At 55.7% G+C, this 17,620-nt stretch carries 15 protein-coding genes; 7 read left to right on the top strand and 8 right to left on the bottom strand.

Annotated features, from left to right (window positions below):
- Window positions 1-7: 7 nt before the first annotated feature.
- From ygjJ to ebgR, 5 genes are all read right to left on the bottom strand, one after another.
- Window positions 8-1,066, bottom strand: a complete 1,059-nt coding sequence (ygjJ, locus tag MUU46_RS06740; RefSeq protein ID WP_159760038.1) for a protein YgjJ — start codon at window positions 1,064-1,066, stop codon at window positions 8-10.
- Between the two features lie 18 nt (window positions 1,067-1,084).
- Window positions 1,085-2,521 carry an amino acid permease gene (locus MUU46_RS06735; protein WP_159760036.1) on the bottom strand — a complete coding sequence of 479 codons (1,437 nt, stop codon included), beginning with the start codon at window positions 2,519-2,521 and terminating at the stop codon, window positions 1,085-1,087.
- A 95-nt stretch (window positions 2,522-2,616) separates the two neighbouring features.
- Complete coding sequence (locus tag MUU46_RS06730) at window positions 2,617-3,066, bottom strand: beta-galactosidase subunit beta (protein ID WP_258965149.1); 450 nt, start codon at window positions 3,064-3,066, stop codon at window positions 2,617-2,619.
- On the bottom strand, window positions 3,066-6,128 hold the full coding sequence (ebgA, locus tag MUU46_RS06725) for a beta-galactosidase subunit alpha (RefSeq protein ID WP_258965148.1): 3,063 nt from the start codon (window positions 6,126-6,128) through the stop codon (window positions 3,066-3,068). Before ebgA ends, MUU46_RS06730 begins: the two co-directional genes overlap by 1 nt.
- A 263-nt stretch (window positions 6,129-6,391) precedes the next feature.
- Window positions 6,392-7,375, bottom strand: a complete 984-nt coding sequence (gene ebgR, locus MUU46_RS06720; protein ID WP_159760030.1) for a transcriptional regulator EbgR — start codon at window positions 7,373-7,375, stop codon at window positions 6,392-6,394.
- A gap of 135 nt (window positions 7,376-7,510) precedes the next feature.
- On the opposite strand from ebgR, the gene MUU46_RS06715 reads away from it, so the two are divergent.
- The gene (locus MUU46_RS06715) at window positions 7,511-7,843 is read left to right on the top strand and encodes a tRNA-binding protein (RefSeq protein WP_258965147.1); all 333 of its coding nucleotides are present in this window, start codon (window positions 7,511-7,513) and stop codon (window positions 7,841-7,843) included.
- Between the two features lie 97 nt (window positions 7,844-7,940).
- Here the strand turns inward: MUU46_RS06715 and ygjG are convergent, their stop codons facing one another.
- Together ygjG and MUU46_RS06705 are read right to left on the bottom strand one after the other, a co-directional pair.
- Window positions 7,941-9,320, bottom strand: coding sequence for a putrescine aminotransferase (ygjG, locus tag MUU46_RS06710; protein ID WP_185153774.1), 1,380 nt, complete (start codon window positions 9,318-9,320; stop codon window positions 7,941-7,943).
- A 346-nt stretch (window positions 9,321-9,666) separates the two neighbouring features.
- On the bottom strand, window positions 9,667-10,200 hold the full coding sequence (locus MUU46_RS06705) for a PadR family transcriptional regulator (protein WP_258965146.1): 534 nt from the start codon (window positions 10,198-10,200) through the stop codon (window positions 9,667-9,669).
- Between the two features lie 124 nt (window positions 10,201-10,324).
- Here MUU46_RS06705 and MUU46_RS06700 point away from each other — a divergent pair, with 124 nt between their 5' ends.
- Window positions 10,325-11,095, top strand: a complete 771-nt coding sequence (locus tag MUU46_RS06700) for a siderophore-interacting protein (protein WP_258965145.1) — start codon at window positions 10,325-10,327, stop codon at window positions 11,093-11,095.
- Window positions 11,096-11,155: 60 nt separating this feature from the next.
- On the opposite strand, the gene MUU46_RS06695 is transcribed toward MUU46_RS06700, so the two are convergent.
- A complete protein-coding gene (locus MUU46_RS06695; RefSeq protein ID WP_258965144.1) occupies window positions 11,156-12,136 on the bottom strand; it encodes a DNA repair protein in 981 nt (326 codons plus the stop codon).
- A gap of 274 nt (window positions 12,137-12,410) precedes the next feature.
- On the opposite strand from MUU46_RS06695, the gene MUU46_RS06690 reads away from it, so the two are divergent.
- The 5 genes from MUU46_RS06690 to MUU46_RS06670 all read left to right on the top strand — a co-directional run bounded on the left by MUU46_RS06690 (window position 12,411) and on the right by MUU46_RS06670 (window position 17,618).
- Window positions 12,411-13,433 carry a methionine ABC transporter ATP-binding protein gene (locus MUU46_RS06690; protein ID WP_258965143.1) on the top strand — a complete coding sequence of 341 codons (1,023 nt, stop codon included), beginning with the start codon at window positions 12,411-12,413 and terminating at the stop codon, window positions 13,431-13,433.
- The gene (locus MUU46_RS06685; RefSeq protein WP_374684482.1) at window positions 13,426-14,109 is read left to right on the top strand and encodes a methionine ABC transporter permease; all 684 of its coding nucleotides are present in this window, start codon (window positions 13,426-13,428) and stop codon (window positions 14,107-14,109) included. The genes MUU46_RS06690 and MUU46_RS06685 overlap by 8 nt, the downstream gene beginning before the upstream one ends.
- A gap of 19 nt (window positions 14,110-14,128) precedes the next feature.
- Window positions 14,129-14,941, top strand: coding sequence for a MetQ/NlpA family ABC transporter substrate-binding protein (locus tag MUU46_RS06680; RefSeq protein WP_258965142.1), 813 nt, complete (start codon window positions 14,129-14,131; stop codon window positions 14,939-14,941).
- A 255-nt stretch (window positions 14,942-15,196) separates the two neighbouring features.
- Window positions 15,197-15,556: a copper resistance protein gene (locus tag MUU46_RS06675; protein WP_159760016.1), complete on the top strand. Its 360-nt coding sequence runs from the start codon at window positions 15,197-15,199 to the stop codon at window positions 15,554-15,556.
- Between the two features lie 49 nt (window positions 15,557-15,605).
- Complete coding sequence (locus MUU46_RS06670) at window positions 15,606-17,618, top strand: protein-disulfide reductase DsbD family protein (RefSeq protein ID WP_258965141.1); 2,013 nt, start codon at window positions 15,606-15,608, stop codon at window positions 17,616-17,618.
- Window positions 17,619-17,620: the final 2 nt, after the last annotated feature.

Genomic DNA, 17,620 nt, shown 5'->3' with positions numbered 1-17,620 from the left:
TCCCTTGTTACCAGTAAAAGTATTGCATCAGGAAAACCTGGTCGCTCGGATCGCCGGAGGCTGTTTTCATGTACCAGCGGCTGTCGGCGGCGGTGGCAAAGCGCCCACCGCCGTATTCGTACCAGATGCCAAACTGCATAAATGAGGTGGTTTCATCCGCAGCGTTGTCCGGGCGATGTTTAGCGTAGCTCCAGGCGGTGGAGAAATAGAGGCCTTTCAACGCTTCAACCATTGCGCTGGCCATAAAGCCGGTTTCGGTTCCCGGCACATCCTGACCCATTGCCCGTCCGGTGTGGTGCCAGGCACGGGCCGCCAGATTTGGCGACAACAGCCCGGTTAAGAACAACTGCCCGGTGCCGTCGGTCACTTCCAGGCCGTTCATCCACGTCACGCCGTCGATGAATTCATATTGCAGGTAGCCGTTCATCATCGCCGGATAAGTGTATTTATCGTCATAGCGATCGTATTTGCCAAAATGCAGCCACGCTTTACTCTCATCGTGATGCCCGGCGGGCGTGGCGGTCACGCTGTAGCGCAGTTTGCCGGTCAGGTTTTGTACCTTCAGGGCGTACATAATGTCGCGGGTGTTAGGGATGACGTAACCGAGGTCAGGTGTGAAATCGCCCCACCATTGCAGGTCGTCGAGTGACGAGTCCTGACGCAGGCTGAGCATGATTTCGGTGTTATCTTCGGTGCGATAACCGCCGTAAAAACGGTTCAGACCGCCTTCAAAACCGCCCCAGCTATGGTCGGGAACCCAGGCATTACCCTGATGATCTGCTTGCACGGTCCAGCCTTCGCCATAAATCAGGCCGAACCATGGGCCGTGTTTGATTTCCAGGCCGCCTTCAATATAGGTGCCATCGCTGTATTTATGCTTATCCGGGCCTTCGAGATCCATATACCCGCCGACGCCCAGCTCACCATAAAACCGATATGAGGTGCCGGAAAGCTCTGGCGTTCGGGTGTCGTCATGTTCCGCCGGACGAACGTCTTCTGCTGCCATCGCCGGGTTGCAAAAAGACAGGGCCGCAAGAGCCCCGTAAAAAGTCGGTATTATTTTCATTATCAGATTCTGGCTTTATCAGGAGGATGTTGTTGAAGCCGGTGTAGCTTCAATTTGTTGTTGTTCTTTGGTTAATCCCTTGACGTATTTGCTGTATTTCCACCAGGCAAATCCGAGGAAAATAACGATGCCGCCGACGTTATAGAAAATGATCGTCAGAATATTGCCGTCGGTCGGGAAGGTCGAGGCAATAAAGCCAATAGTGAAAATCACAATCAGCATCGACACCACCACCGTGCCTGTAGTGCGGGAACCCATTTTAAAATCGCGCGGCAGATGGTCGAGCTTACGACGCAGATTGAGGTAGGCCAGCATAATAAACAGCGGTGGCAGCATGGACGCGGCGGCGGTCATGTTGATTACCGTGTTCATTAAATCCTGGGCGGTATTGGAGCCCATGGTCGGAATAATCATCAGCGGAATGACGATTAAATACTGGATCCACGCCGCACGGGCCGGCACGCCATTTTCATTCAGCGCCACGGTCTTTTTCCCAAAGATGCCGGACGGAATTTCAGAGAAGAAAATTTTCACCGGCGTAGCGGTCCACATCAGCAGCGAGCCGAACATCGCGGTGAAGGACACCAGGCCGACGAAGCGGTTCATCAGCACTTCCGGCAGGCCAAACCAGACCGCCAGGCCGTGAAATACCTGTACCGAGCCGCCGGTGTATTTCAGCTCTTTGCTGCTGATAAAGATGTTGATCAGCACCGACGTGACCGAATAAAGCACGCCAATCACGATCCCGGCGAGGATGATCACTTTAACGAAAGACTTCGATCCACCTTTCACATCGTTGACGTACACCGCCACCGATTCCGCACCGCCGGCGGCCATGAAGATCCACGTGGTGATACCGAGGAACGCCCAGTTAAAGTTGGGGATCATCGCCTCGACGGTAATCGGATCCGCCGGTTGCACGCCACCGACTAATGCTGCGCCGGCCAGCAGAATATAGGACATTGTCAGCAACAGCATCAGCGTGGAGGTGACGGAGGTTATCGGTCCCAACATTTTCGCGCCGTTGGTGGAGACCCACGTCGAGAAGGCAAACAGAATCAGGCTCAGCACCACGGTGGTAAATGGCGTAAGGATGTACTCATAGCCGAGAAATGCGTATGACGCGTAGGCAATAACGCGCGGTAATAATGAGGTGAAGAAAAACAGATTCACAAACCAGTAGGTGTAGGCGGTAATAAACGCCCAGCGTCCGCCGAGCGAACTTTTTACCCAGGCATAAACACCGGCCTCGGAGTTTTTATTCAGCGAAACGAATTCCGCGATGATTAAGCAGAACGGAATAAAGTAAAACAGCGTCGCAAGGAAAAACATGGGCGCGGACGCCAAACCCAGCTCGATATTATTGTTGATGACGTTATTAAAACTAAACACGGCGGCAAAGGTCAGCGACAGCAGACCGAACTTGCCGATGGTATTACGCTTGGACTCTGACATAACGTTTCTCCGGGTACAGGGAGGATTTATACGTTCCCCTCCGGCTGCCTCTGCGTTGGCTGCAGCCTGAAAGGGTGTATAACGATTTTTAGTTTTTATTTGTTATGGAAATAACCATCTTCAACGGTGACGCGCAGTACGACTTTTTTAATCGGTCCATCGCTGATAAAACGGTAGGCTTCGTCGATATCGCAAATAATCATTTGGCCTTCTTGCACCTGCACGGTTTCACCGCAGCCTTTGAGAAACTCACGGTCGGTTTCATCGCGGTAGCACTCCACTACCTGGAGTTGCTCTTTCGGCGCGAACTCAATTCGTTGCGCGCCTTGCAGGTAGTAATGCACGTCGAAATAACGCCGATGGCCGAGGAATAATGCGTCGGTGGTGGTCCCGGTCAGAAGGCGATAGCTGAGTGAATCACCGATGGAATGCGCCACGCCGGGACGAATGTTGTCGACGTTACGGATGGCTTCCACGCAGCGCTGCCATTTTCGACCGCCGTGATAGCGTTGGGTGAACTGTTCCAGGTTGTTAATAATTTCCATTATTTGGCCTCGCTTTCGGCGATAGAAGGCGTCAGCTGAAACGCCTGGGTCGGTACGTTGCCTTGAGCCGGCAGCAGGGTGAAACCGTAGCGGAATGCCTGGAAGCGAACGCGCCAGCTGTCCAGCACTTCGCTGCCCCAGGAGTTCGATCCGAGCCCCAGCAGCTGGTGGTCAAGGTTCAGCGTGATGTGACCGCTGGGCTTCAGCTCATTGCAGTGGCGAGCGGCGTGGATAGCTTCAGCGCTGAACGGCCAGGCGCTGAAGTGAAGAGGCTGTTGCGGCACCACCAGTAGGCCGTGGCCGCTGCTGTCGGTAAATGAGGTCCAACGGACATGCTGGCGATTACCGTTGTTTTGCGGGAACGGATAAGGCTCAAACATCGCCTCCACATTGCTGTGCCAGACGTCAATCAGGTTGGCCTGCTGGCTGTCCGGGTAGTTTTCTCCCGGTCCACGCCCGTAATACGTTACCTGGTCGAGACGGCTGTTGATGCCGATGCTAAAACCGATGCACGGGATAATGTGCGGGTAATCGCCGTAGGGAACCCCCGCCAGTTCGATACTCAGCGCACCCGCCGGACTGATGCGCCAGCGATAGGTACAGCGCATACCGAAATCAAATACTGGTGGGGCGATGATGCTATCGCTGACGACACACACCTCATCGCCGTCGCGCTCTACGCTAAAGGTGCGCAGATGTTCCTGCATGATGTGCAGATGATTGGGATGCCAAAGCCCGTCGTACTCCTGTTTGTGGTTATCAATCATCGGCTTGAAGAAGTTAATTTTGCCTTCTTCGGCGATAAGCTCCTCGCCGTTCACCTGCCAGCTCGTGAGCTTGCCGCTCATGCGCGAGAACACCATGCGGAAGTTGTGTCCGCTGACGGTGCAGCTCAGGCGTTCGTCGTTGATGACAAGCGCGGTGGCGATATCGGAAACCCACGTCACTGGCATCAACGTGCGCGGCGTCAGGGCAAACTGGTATTGCGCAATCGGGTGGTGAGCATCGCTGTAAGAGGTGGCAGAGTCTTTGCTGACGTATACGTTCACCCAGCTTTCGCGGCCATCCGCTTCAGGTACGTTGATCTGCAACAGTCGGTAGCTGTTGGCTGCCAGTCCGGGGATTTTCAACGCCTGGCTACTGATGAGTTCACCTTCAGCTTTTATTTCTACCCGCAGGGTGTAATCGTCCAGCGAGCTGAACCACAGCCTGTTCTCTACCCGCAGTTCGCCCTGCGCGAGGTCAACCGCGTGGACTTTCACCGGGGCGATGACCTGCTTGTACTCTTTCAGTCCTGGGCCTGGCGTTTGATCGGAATAAATCAGGCCATCGAGGCAGAAGTTGGCGTTGTTTGGATAGTCACCAAAATCGCCGCCGTACTGGTAAAATACGTTGCCGTCGGCGTCCTGCGCCTGGATCCCGTGATCGCACCATTCCCAGAGGTAATGCCCTTGCAGGCAGTCGTGGCGATAAAACACATTCTGGTATTCGCTCAGGCCGCCGGGGCCGTTACCCATCGCGTGGGCGTATTCACAAATGATGCGCGGCTTCGGGTGTGGGTATTCGCCGAACTCATTCATCAGCGGCACGCGGGTGTACATGGTCGAGATGATATCGACCACTTCCGCGTCCCGGTCTTCTTCGTAATGCACCAATCGGGTAGGGTCCAGCGTTTTGCAGGCCTGCGCCATGGCGCGGATATTGCAGCCGTAGCCGGACTCGTTGCCGAGCGACCAGATGACTATCGACGGGTGGTTTTTCTGCGCCTCGACGTGGCGCACAATGCGCTCGACGTAGACGGACTCCCAGTGCGGATCGTCGGTGATGCGACTGAGATCGCCGACGTTGGCGAAGCCGTGCGATTCGACATCGGTTTCTGCCATCACAAACAGGCCGTAGATGTCGCACAGCTCGTAAAAGCGCGGATCGTTCGGATAGTGGGCGGTGCGCACCGAGTTGATGTTGTGCTGTTTCATCAGGACAAGATCCTTTTCGACCCTGTCCATGCTCACCGCGCGGCCTTTGCGGTGATCGTTATCGTGGCGGTTAACGCCGTGCAGCATCACATACTGATTGTTGATGTACATCAGACCGTCACGCACCTGAATGTCGCGGAAACCGACGCGTTGCGGCACCACTTCCAGCACTTCCCCCGCGCTGTTCTTCAACGTCAGTATGAGGTGATACAGGTAAGGGGTTTCGGCGGACCACTGCCTCGGTTGCTTCACGTCAAGGCTGAAGTCGAGCGTCTGTCGTTGTGTCACGCAGCCGATGGTTTCGCCCTGATACAGGCGCTGCTCGCCTTCGAAAAGCTGATATTCGAGGGTGACGGTTTCTGCCTGAGCGGTCAGGTTTGCAAGCTCGATACGGCATGACAGCGTGGCGTCACAGTAGTCAGCGTTGAACGCGGTGGTCACGGTGAAATCATCAATGTGCGTCAGCGTCCGGCCGGTCAGGTAAACATCACGGAAGATCCCCGCGGTCCACCACATGTCCTGGTCTTCAACATAAGTCGAATCCGCCCATTGCAGCACTTTGACGCACAGCAGGTTCTCGCCGGAGTGAACGTACGCTGAAATATCGAACTCAGCGCTCAGGCGGCTGCCTTTGCTGAAACCGACGTAGTGGCCGTTAACGTAGACCTCGAAATAGGTTTCCACCCCGTCGAATTTGAGCAACGTTTGGCGTGCATCCCAGCTGTCGCCGAGGGTGAACAGGCGCTGGTAAGCCCCGGTCGGGTTAGCGCTCGGCACGTACGGCACGTTAATCGGGAAGGGGAACCCTTCGTCGGTGTACTGCAATTTGCCGTGGCCTTCCAGCTGCCACATCGACGGGACGCCAATCTGGCCCCAGTCGCTCATCAGCTGATGAGGGAATTCTTCAGGCACTTCAAGGGGATGGTCAAAATAGCGGAACGTCCACTGACCGCTCAGCAACAGAAAATGGTTGCTGGTCTCGCGAGCAAAGCGGCGAGCCTGGTTAACATCGTGGTAAGCAAAAAAGTACGCACGCGGCGGAAGCCGGTTTTCGTGCGTAAGCTGAACATTCTCCCAGCGGTTCATCTCATCTCCCTGCGGGTTAAAACATCATTGCCGGGGAGTTTAGTAAATATTTTACTAAATAAAATCAGTAAAACCGAAATGGGTTAAGTTGATCACGAAAATAAGCGGATTCGACGGTGGGGAAAAACGCCCGGCGGCACGTTGTTTGCCGGGCCTGCCGATCCCGCGTAGGTCCGGTCAGCGCAGCGCAGCGCCATCGGGCAGGGAACAACAGGGATTGGGCAGGCCCGGTAAGCGTTGCACCACCGGGTAAGGTGACAGGTTTAACGCGTGGTGCCACGCAGCTTCAGGCGGCTGGGAACAAATACCTGCAACGGTAATGCCCGTCCATCGCGCGCTTTTTCCAGCAACAGGTTAACCCCCTGGCTGCCCATCATTTCGGAATGGATACGCACAGTGGTCAGTGGCGGGAAAGTAAAGCGGGCAGTGGGGATATCATTCACGCTTATCAGGCTGATGTCTTGCGGGATCGACAGACCTTTCTCGTGAATAGCCCGCAGCACGCCGATGGCAATGGAATCTGAGGCCACAAACAGCGCTTCTGGAAAGTCGTCCTGCGCCAGCATTTTCGTTGCCAGTTCATAACCGGATGAGCTGGAGAAGCCTCCGCGCCAGATATCCGCTTCAGATACCACGCCCTTCAGATGGCCGTATTCGACAAACGCTTTTTCACGGATGTCCGCTTTACCGGGTTCATCTTCACCGCCAATAAAGCCAATCCGCTGCACGCCGTGAGCCACGAAGAAGTCTATGACCTCTTTACTGATACGCACCAGGTCGATATCCACCGAGTCAAAACTGGAGCCGGATTCGTGAAAATCGATAAAGCAGATGTTGTCGCTACGTGCTTCTGCCGCCTGGCGCATTTGCGGCGCTGGCTTGCCAACAATCAGGACCCCACTCACTTTATTCACATCAGGAAGTCCTTGATTTTCATAGCAGTTCGTCAGGCCGATATTCAGCTTTTCACACTGCATTTCTATCCCGTGACGGATGGCGAGATAGTAAGGATCGTTAATTTCCAGCTCCTGACGGTAGCTGTACAGCGCCAGTACATGATGACAGGCATCATGGTGCACCAGGCTTTTACGCGCACTGCTGCCGCGATATTCCAGCTTTTCAGCGATCTCCAGGATCCGGTGGCGCGTCTCTTCTTTGACGTTGAGCGTCGGGTCATCGTTGAGAATGCGTGACACGGTGGCCTGCGACACGCCCGCTTCCTTTGCGATATCTTTCAGTGTTGCCATAGATCCCCTCAGCGCGGGAGTTAAAGTTTGTTCTGCCGCCATTGTAATGAATCCCACGTATTTAGTAAAAATCCGTTGATCAGAATCGGGGCTTATGCTGTGATTGTTTTACTAAATGTTTATCTGGAGTGAAGTATGGACACCGTAGCGTATGGTGATTTTGCCCGTCTGGAGATCCGCACCGGCAAGATTACAGAGGTTAAACGTCACGCAAACGCTGACAAACTGTACATCGTGCAGATTGATATTGGCGAACGCACGCTGCAAACCGTCACCAGCCTGGTGCCGTATTACACGGAGGATGCGTTGCTGGGTAAGCAGGTGGTGGTGCTGTGCAATCTGGAGAAGGCGAAAATGCGTGGGGAAGTGTCAGAATGCATGCTGCTGTGCGCGGAAACGGAGGATGGCAGTGAAAGTGTGTTATTGACCGCCGAACGTGCCATGCCTGCGGGTGTGCGGGTGGTGTAAACATGCCCGGTGACGCTGCGCTTACCTGGCCTACAAACACTGAGTCGTAGGCCCGTACAAACGAAGTGCCGCCGGGCAATGATTTACGCAATTATCTTCAGGCTTGCTCCACGGAAACCCGCAGCGCGGCCAGCGCAATACCGGTGGCTTTGATCACCTGTTCACACTGTTCGATAGTCAGTGTCAACGGCGGCTCAATGCGAATGGTCTTGGCATTGTTGAGCGTACCGGCCACCAGGATCCGTTGGCGGAACATTTCACTCGCAAAGTTATAGCCGATTTCGTTATCCACAAACTCGATCGCAATCAGCATCCCTTTCCCACGCGCTTCCTGCACCAGGTCCGGGTATTCACGCGCCAGCAGACGGAAGCCGTCCAGCAGCATGTCGCCTTTCTGTTCCGCTTGCGCGGGCAGGTTTTGCGTCAACAGCACGTTGATGGTCGCCAGCGCGGCCGCACAGGCCAGCGGGTTACCGCCAAAGGTGGTGGTATGCAGGAACGGGTTGTCGAACAGCACCGAGAACACTTCCTCCGTTGCGACCGTCGCCCCGATCGGCATCACGCCGCCGCCCAACGCTTTAGCCAGACACAGAATGTCGGGCTGTACGTTTTCGTGCTCACAGGCGAACATTTTTCCCGTGCGCCCCATGCCGGTCTGCACTTCGTCGAAGATCAGCAGTGCGCCAAACTCATCGCACAGCTTACGCACGGCGGGCAGATAGCCCTGCGGTGGCAGAATCACCCCCCCTTCGCCCTGAATAGGCTCGAGAATCACTGCCGCCACATCGTCACCGGTCTTCTTGCATTCGCTCAACACGGAACGCATGGCGCTGATATCGCCAAACGGCACGTGACGGAAGCCCGGCAGCAGCGGCATAAACGGTTTGCGGAATGTCGATTTCGCCGTCGCCGACAGTGCACCCAACGATTTGCCGTGGAAGGCGCCGCTGGTGGCAATAAAGGTAAATTTGCCCCGCGGTGACTGGTACGCCTTGGCAAGCTTAATCGCTGCCTCGACGGACTCGGTGCCACTGTTGCTGAAGAAGCTGTACTTCAGTTTACCCGGCGTCAGCGCGGCAAGCGTTTTCGCCAGCATCGCACGAAGCGGATCGAGCAGCTCCTGGCTGTGAAGCGGCTGTTTTGCGAGTTGATTCTGTACGGCGGAAACCACTGTTGGATTACGGTGCCCCACGTTGAAAATACCAAAGCCACCCAGACAATCGAGAAACTCCTGTCCCTGGGTGTCGACAAGCGTATTCAGACTGCCCGCTTGCCATTCTACGGCTCCGTAATCCCCGCCTGCAGTTACAGACTTGCGATACTCTAAAAACCCCGGATTCACATGTTCTTTGAAGTACTCCCGGACCTCCTGGTTGAGTGCTCTCATCTCCTCATGATCAAGCGTGCGCTTCTCAATGAGATTCAATGCGTGTGCGCTGCAGGCCAAAGCCGAGGCGCTGGAAGGTAGCCTGTTCAAAATATGCTCCTGGACGTCGCGTATCACATGATACTGATTTAAGTATTGCAGGGATTACGCCAGCCAGGAGGGGAACGCAAAAATCAGGATAAATGCCTGTGCGGAGCCTCTGGTTACAAAATTTAATCATTCCCATAACATTTCGGCGGTTTTTACTCCTGAGCTTTCAGGACCAGAACGTTCATTTTATTGAACGGGTGGATCATGCTGGTGCAGTCGTTGCACCAGCATGAGGCCCGACCAAAACAGGGAGGAAACACAACTATCGGCGAAACCACATTACTCGCGGCAATATACTGTTTGTGATGGTCAGCGGCTGTCACCCCTACGTGGGCGACGAAAGGCATTAATCCAGTTGAGTGATATCCAGGGCCGCGCGGTCGATGATCCCGATGATCTTTTTCAGCTGCGCGTCACTGATTTCCTGCTGGTTCACTTTTAAATCCAGCGCGGCTTTAAAGTTCTCGATGGCGCGTTTCATCTGCGGATCTTTGCGCAGAGCATACCCGACACTACGTTGTTTCAGTCGAGCCAGCACGTGGTCGAGTTGTGTCCGGTTCTCATTTAACCACTGGCTACCTTCAACGGTAATGGCGATTTTTTTACGTCCGCCGTCGGCTACATCAACGGTGATAAGCCCCTGATCCTGAAGTAAATCCAGTGTCGGATAAATCACGCCTGGGCTGGGGATATAGCCGCCGTGGGTCAGTGTCTCTATCGCTTTAATCAGCTCATAACCGTGGCTAGCGTGGCGGGTCAGGATATCGAGCACCACCAGGCGCAATTCGCCGTGGCCGAAAAAGCGTTGACGTCGCCCGTTGCTGCCGCCAAAGCCGTGTTCGTCGTCGTGACGATGTTGATAGGGATGATGATGTTGCATAGGGCCACCTCAAAAAAGATATATCTAAACTGTATCATAAAGCGCTTGCATTCCCCCCAGTTAACAATCATTATCATTTGCATTGAGTTTAGATATATCTGTTTATCATTAATGAAGGTTTCCAATGACCCTATCTACCCCAAAAAAATACCCGCAGCGCGTGCGCAATGAGCTGCGTTTTCGCGAGTTGACCGTCCTGCGCGTGGAGCGCATCAGTCAGGCGTTCCAGCGTATCGTGCTGGGAGGTGAGGCGCTGGAGGGTTTCACCTCTGCCGGTTTTGACGACCACACCAAGCTGTTTTTCCCGGAGCCGGGCAGCCATTTTTCACCGCCGACAATCACCGAGGAAGGCATTGTCTGGGGCGAAGGTGTACGCCCGCAGTCACGCGACTACACGCCGCTGTACAACGCCGAACGCCACGAGCTGGTGTACGATTTCTTCATTCACGACGGCGGTCTTGCCAGCCAGTGGGCGATGAAAGCGAAGGTCGGCGACACGCTGACGATCGGCGGCCCGCGCGGATCGCTGGTGGTGCCGGAAGATTACGCCTGGCAGCTGTATGTGTGCGATGAATCGGGTATGCCTGCGTTGCTGCGTCGTTTAACCGCGTTGCGTGAACTGCCGGAACGTCCGCAGGTGAAAGCCATTGTGACCGTCGCCAATGCGGCGTATCAGGATTATCTGGCTGATTGCGGGTTTGAAATCGACTGGGTCGTTGGTCACAGCGAGCAGGCGGTGGCGGAGAAGCTCGCGGCGTTGAATGTGCCGCAGGAAGATTATTTCCTCTGGCTGACTGGCGAAGGCGTGGGAGTAAAATCATGGCTGGATGGCTTTGTGACCGACGCGATTGACCCGCAACTCCTGCGCTCGCAGGCGTATTGGCATAAGAAGTAGGTTATTTTTTCCCCCTCGCCCCTATGGGGAGAGGGTTAGGGTGAGGGGAAAAGGTGACACTCACGCCACCTCATCAAAACCCACATCCACAATCTGTTTTTCCAGCGTACGAACGGTATTGCTCATCGCTTTTTCCTGCTGTTGAAAATACCCTTCCTGGTCGCGAAGCGTCGTCACCAGTTGCCATGCGCCCTCTTTCTCCAGCCCTGTTAGTTCCAGATTTAGCGTGCGAATTTGCAATCGAATCTCGACTATCTTCAGGCGTAAAGGCTCAAGATCGTTCAAACGACTGCTGGCCATCATTGGCTGCTGACCCTGCATCAGACGGGTAAGAATACTGCGCACCGTGGCGAGTTCCCCGCGCTGACGGGCCTGATTGAGCCGCACCATCAGTGTGTTGGCCTCCGCTTTCAGCGAATCATCCACCAGGTCGGGATGGCACAGTTTACTGGCCTGTCGCCAAAGACGTTTCAGCTCATGACGCTCCGATTCTGCCAGCCGCTGCTGAGCGGCCTGGTGACGCTGGGCTTCCTGATGGCGTTGGCGATACGACTCATAATCCTGGCTGGCGGCATCGGCCTGACGCGCGGATTCCTCGGCCACCGGTTCGCTGCGGTTGCCCTCGCGCAGCTGTCGGCGCAGCATTTTCTCGGCCAGCACTTTCCGTAAACGCAGGATCTCGGTCATCAGCGGACCGAGACGGGTCATGTACAACTCGTTGAATTCATCCAGCCGCTGAATGCGTGCGGTACGCCGATCGAGCAATTCCTGCAATTCGGCTTCCAGAGTTTTCAATTCGAGCTTACTGGCAGAAATGCGCGGGTCTTGCCAGGTGGCCAGCGCCCGCTGGTTCTGCAACCAGACGGTAATGGCAGCGATAGCATCCGCATAGCGTCGGGCCTCAAGCGCCTGCACGATGGCCTCCAGCCCCTCATCCAGCCGCTCTTTTTTTAGCTGCGCAAGCTGGCCGTGGACAATCTCATCGTCCTCCAGCTCAATCGCATTTTTAATGATTTCCAGCCGTTTAATGGGTTTGTTCATGGCGCGTTTGCTCAGCTTCCAGGCCTGCGGAGTGGCAGGCAGAGTACCATTGCGGCCTGGCGACTGTCAGCGGTTAAGCGTGATTATAAGTCTCGTTATTTCATGATGTTAACGATTCAAAGCAATCTAAAAACTTAACCGCAACTACCAGCGATAAATCGCAAATAGGGGCGTTATCGCATTGCGGCATAACCATATGAGAATTTTGTTGTTGAGTTATCAGTACCAGTGATGCTAACGTCTAGACGTCCATAGCTCTATACATCTAAATATAATGATTGTACTAAACCAGATCCGAAAAATTTTTGATAACGGTAAAGCGCCCATCGCCGCCGTCGACGACGTTAGCCTGACGGTCGAGCAGGGGCAGATTTACGGCATTATCGGTTACAGCGGCGCAGGGAAAAGTACCCTGATTCGTTTGCTGAACGGACTCGAAAAACCGACTTCCGGCAACGTGCTGATTAACGGTCAGGATATCTCGGCCGCGAAGGGTGAAACCCTGCGTCGTGCACGGTTGAAAATCAGCATGGTGTTTCAGCATTTCAATCTGCTGTGGTCGCGCACCGTCAGCGAGAACATTGCTTTTTCGATGCAAATTGCTGGCGCGCCGAAAGCACAGATCAAAAATCGAGTGGCGGAGCTGATTGATTTGGTGGGGTTGCAGGGGCGCGAAAACGCGTATCCGTCGCAGCTTTCTGGCGGCCAGAAACAACGCGTCGGCATTGCACGTGCGCTGGCGAACAGTCCGGACGTTCTGCTGTGCGATGAGGCCACCTCGGCGCTTGACCCGCAAACCACCGACCAGATACTGGATTTGCTGCTCGACATTAACCGTCGCTTCGGCCTGACCATCGTGCTCATCACGCATGAGATGCACGTGGTGCGCAAGATTTGCGACCGGGTGGCGGTGATGGAAAACGGTCGCGTGGTGGAAGAAGGCGAGGTGATCCGCGTCTTCACCCATCCGCAGAAGCCGATTACCCAGCAGTTTGTGCGTCAGGTTAGCCAGTATGCCGAAGACGAGGCGTTCAACCCGGAACTGGCGAACGATTTACAGGGCAGCGTTATTAAGTTGACGTTTACCGGGCACAGCACCCATCAGCCGATTGTCGGCGAACTGACGCTGCGCTACGGCCTGCCATTCAACATTTTGCACGGCAAGATGACGCAAACGGCGCACGGCGTATTTGGCCAACTTTGGCTGCACGTGGTGGCCACAGAAGAACAGCTGAACAACATCCTCGCGGATTTGCAACGCAGCGACATCGACAGCGAGGTGATTAAACATGGCTGAACTCAATCTGACTGCACAATGGTTCCCGCATCTGGACCTGGATTCACTGTGGGCTGCGACGCAGGAAACGCTGTACATGACCGCGCTGTCCGGCGTGGCGACGTTTGTACTCGGCATTGTGCTCGGTCTGGCGCTGTTTTTGACCGCCAAAGGTGGCTTGTTCCATAACCGCGCGGTGTACAGCGTGATTTCAGTGCTGGTGAACGTCTTTCGTTCGATCCCGTTCATCATCCTGATTGTGCTGCTGATCCCGTTCACCAAGACGATTGTCGGCACGATCCTCGGCGCGGATGCGGCACTGCCCGCCCTGATTGTTGGCGCGGCTCCGTTTTATGCACGACTGGTGGAAATGGCCCTGCGTGAGGTGGACAAAGGGGTCATTGAGGCCACGCGTTCGATGGGCGCGCGCCTGTCGACGCTGATTTTTCGCGTCCTGCTGCCGGAGTCTTCTCCGGCGCTGGTCTCGGGCATTACCGTCACCCTGATTGCGCTGGTGAGCTACAGCGCGATGGCGGGCGTGATTGGCGCAGGTGGCTTAGGCAATCTGGCGTATCTGGAAGGATTCCAGCGTAACCATAACGACGTCACGCTGGTGGCGACGGTGACCATTTTGATCATCGTCTTCATCATTCAGTTCTGCGGCGACGTGGTGACTTCACTTTTAGATAAACGATAATTCTTTGGGACCACACATCATGAATAAAACACTGACACTGATTGCCGCCGCAACCCTGAGCGCCCTGAGCTTTGCTTCCTGGGCCGACACCCTGACCGTGGGCGCATCTAACGTGCCGCACGCTGAAATTCTGGAGCAGGCTAAACCGATCCTGGCGAAAGAAGGCATCGATCTGGAAATCAAACGTTTCCAGGACTACATCCTGCCGAACACCGCGCTGGCTGGGCGTGAAATCGACGCTAACTATTTCCAGCACATTCCGTATCTGAACAGCGTGCTGAAAGACCATGCGGGCGACAAAGACTATGATTTCGTCAGCGCAGGTGCGATTCACATCGAGCCAATTGGTGTTTACTCCAAAAAATACAAGTCGCTGAAAGACCTGCCGGAAGGCGGCAAAATCATCATGCGTGATGCGGTGTCTGAAGAAGGCCGTATCCTCTCAATCTTTGAGAAAGAAGGTGTGATTAAGCTGAAGCCTGGGATTGATAAAGTGACCGCGCGCATCAGTGATATCGTCGAGAACCCGAAAAAACTGAAGTTCCTGCCAAACGTTGAAGCGTCTCTGCTGCCGCAGATGTACAACAACGACGAAGGCGCGGCGGTGGTGATCAACGCGAATTACGCGATCGACGCGGGCCTCGACCCGGTACATGACCCGATTGCAATCGAGAGCGGCGAGAACAACCCGTACGCCAACATCATTACCGTCCATCGCGGCGACGAAAAGAAAAAGGATATCGTGGCGCTGGTGAACGTGCTGCATTCCAAAGCGATTCAGGATTGGATCCATACCAAATATAAAGGTGCGGTGATCCCGGTTAATAATTAATTGCTCGGGCGCTTGCGCCAGCCACGTGGCCCCGCAACAGAAATCGGTGCTTCGCACTGCCGGTCTTTCAGCCATCTGCCTGCGGCCCGGCGATTTCAAGCGGGGACACAACCGGAGCTCGCGCTTTTCTCCCTCTCCCAGAGGGAGAGGGTTGGGGTGAGGGGGAAATGACGGCTTGCCCCCTTCAAGACACTTCTTTACAGCACTCCGCGTATTCTGCCGTTAAGATAAGCCTCGAATTTCATTGAGGCGTTTATGATCTCACGTCAGCGTAAAGCTTTCCTTCTTGTCGCTCTGGCATGTCTGGTGGTGCTTATCTGCACCGCGCAGCGCATGGCGGGGCTGCACGCGCTGATGATCAACGCCTCTCCGGTTGCCCAGCAATCCGTTCAACAACAGCAGGACAGCGACGCGCCGGTGACGCCGTGCGAGCTAAGCGCGAAATCCCTGTTTGCGACGCCGCCAGTGATGTTTGAATGCGTGATATTTGCCATCACGTTGCTGATGGCCGTGCTGGCCGCCGTACCACAACGCCCGGAGCGCCGATGGCCGCCACGGGTCATTTCTCCTCCCCGGCTACGGGTGCATCTGAGATTATGCGTCTTCCGTGAGTGATTGATTGCCTTTTTTTTACAGGTTAATCAATTGCTTATGGAGAAAATTTATGCGAATTATTTTCAGGCAGCTTATGCTCTGCCTGTTTTGGCTATGGCTGCCCGTTAGCCATGCCGCCGATACGGGCTGGCTACACGCCGCCGATAACGATCATGCCAGCGTCAGGCTGCGGGCCGAGGCTCAGCAGAGCGGTGACACCCAGGTGTTGCTGGATGTAGGCCTCGAAAAAGGCTGGAAAACCTACTGGCGCTCGCCAGGAGAAGGCGGGATTGCACCGGCGATAAAATGGCAGACTCCGCTGGAGATCGACTGGCGCTGGCCGGTACCTCAGCGTTTTGAGGTGGCCGGAATTTCCACTCAGGGCTATCACGGTAACGTCACGTTCCCGATAACGCTGCACGGAAAGCTGCCTGAAAAATTGTCAGGCGTGCTGACCCTGTCGACCTGCAGCAACGTCTGCATTCTGACCGACTACCCGTTTACGCTGGATTTGACCACGCCAGCCGGGGCGAACTTCAGCTACGATTTCACCCGTGCAATGGGCACGCTTCCGCTCAAAGATGGCCTGACGTCGCAGCTGGATGCCGGTTATCGCGCCGAAAAACTGACCGTCACCGCCATTCGCGATGCAGGCTGGCAGAAGCCGGAACTGTTCATCGACACCCTGGCCGACACCGATTTCGGTAAACCAACCTATAAAATTGACGGGCAAACGCTCACCGCCACGCTGCCGGTCAGTGACGGTTGGGGCGAAACCGCGCCGGATATACGTGGGAAAGCGATTTCGCTAGTGCTGGCCGACAGCGGTCAGGCGCAGGAAAGTCGCGTCACCGTAGGCGAGTCTCCCGCCAGTGAATCGACGCTTTCTTTGGGATGGGTGCTGCTGATGGCGCTGGCGGGCGGGCTGATTCTCAACGTGATGCCGTGCGTGCTGCCGGTGCTGGCGATGAAGCTCGGGACGCTGGTTCAAACGCAATCCACCGACCGACGTCGTGTGCGCCAGCAGTTTATGGCCTCGGTGCTTGGGATTGTGACCTCGTTCCTTGCCCTGGCGCTGATGATGACCGTGCTGCGCCTTAGCAATCAGGCGCTGGGTTGGGGCATTCAGTTCCAGAACCCGTGGTTTATTGCGACGATGGCATGGGTGATGGTGCTGTTCAGCGCCAGCCTGCTTGGCCTGTTTGAAATCAGGCTCTCCTCCGGTTTATCAACCTTCCTTGCGACGCGCGGTGGCAACGGCCTGGCCGGTCATTTCTGGCAGGGCGCGTTTGCCACGCTGCTGGCGACGCCGTGTACTGCGCCGTTTCTCGGCACTGCGGTGTCGGTGGCGTTGGTCGCGCCGCTGCCGTTGTTATGGGGCTTGTTCCTGGCGATGGGCATCGGCATGAGCCTGCCGTGGCTGCTGATTGCCGCCTGGCCGGGTCTGGCACAGCACATGCCGCGTCCGGGCCGCTGGATGAACGTGGTCAGAACCCTTCTCGGGTTGATGATGCTCGGCTCGTCGCTGTGGCTTGCCAGCCTGCTGACGGTGCATATCGGGCAGACGCTGACGCTCGCGTTGTTTGCCGGACTCGCCTGCATTCTGCTGCTCGCGACGGGGTGGCGCTGGGGATGGCGCGTGGCGGGCATCCGCACGCTGGCGACGACGCTGGTTATCGCCATTGCGTTCCCGCTGTGGCATGCCGGTGACAAGGGCATTGTCGCGGACAGAATCGACTGGCAGCCGCTGAGTGAACAGGCGATCGCCGCCGCGCGGGCAGACAACAAACGCGTGTTTGTCGATGTTACCGCCGACTGGTGCGTGACCTGCAAAGCCAATAAATACAACGTACTGCTGCGGGATGATATCCAGGACGCGCTCACTGCACCGGATGTGGTGGCGCTGCGCGGCGACTGGAGCCGCCCGTCGGACACCATCAGCCAGTTTCTTCGCACTCGCCACAGCGTGGCCGTGCCTTTCAATCAGATTTATGGACCCGGACTGGAGCAGGGGCGCGTGATGTCGCCGCTACTGAGCCGTGATGACGTGCTGCAAACCCTGTCCGAGGCTAAAGGAAAATAACC

This window comes from Scandinavium tedordense (genome assembly GCF_024764965.1).
GTDB classification, from domain to species: Bacteria; Pseudomonadota; Gammaproteobacteria; order Enterobacterales; family Enterobacteriaceae; genus Scandinavium; species Scandinavium tedordense.
This window is presented reverse-complemented; position numbering and strand designations above follow the sequence as displayed.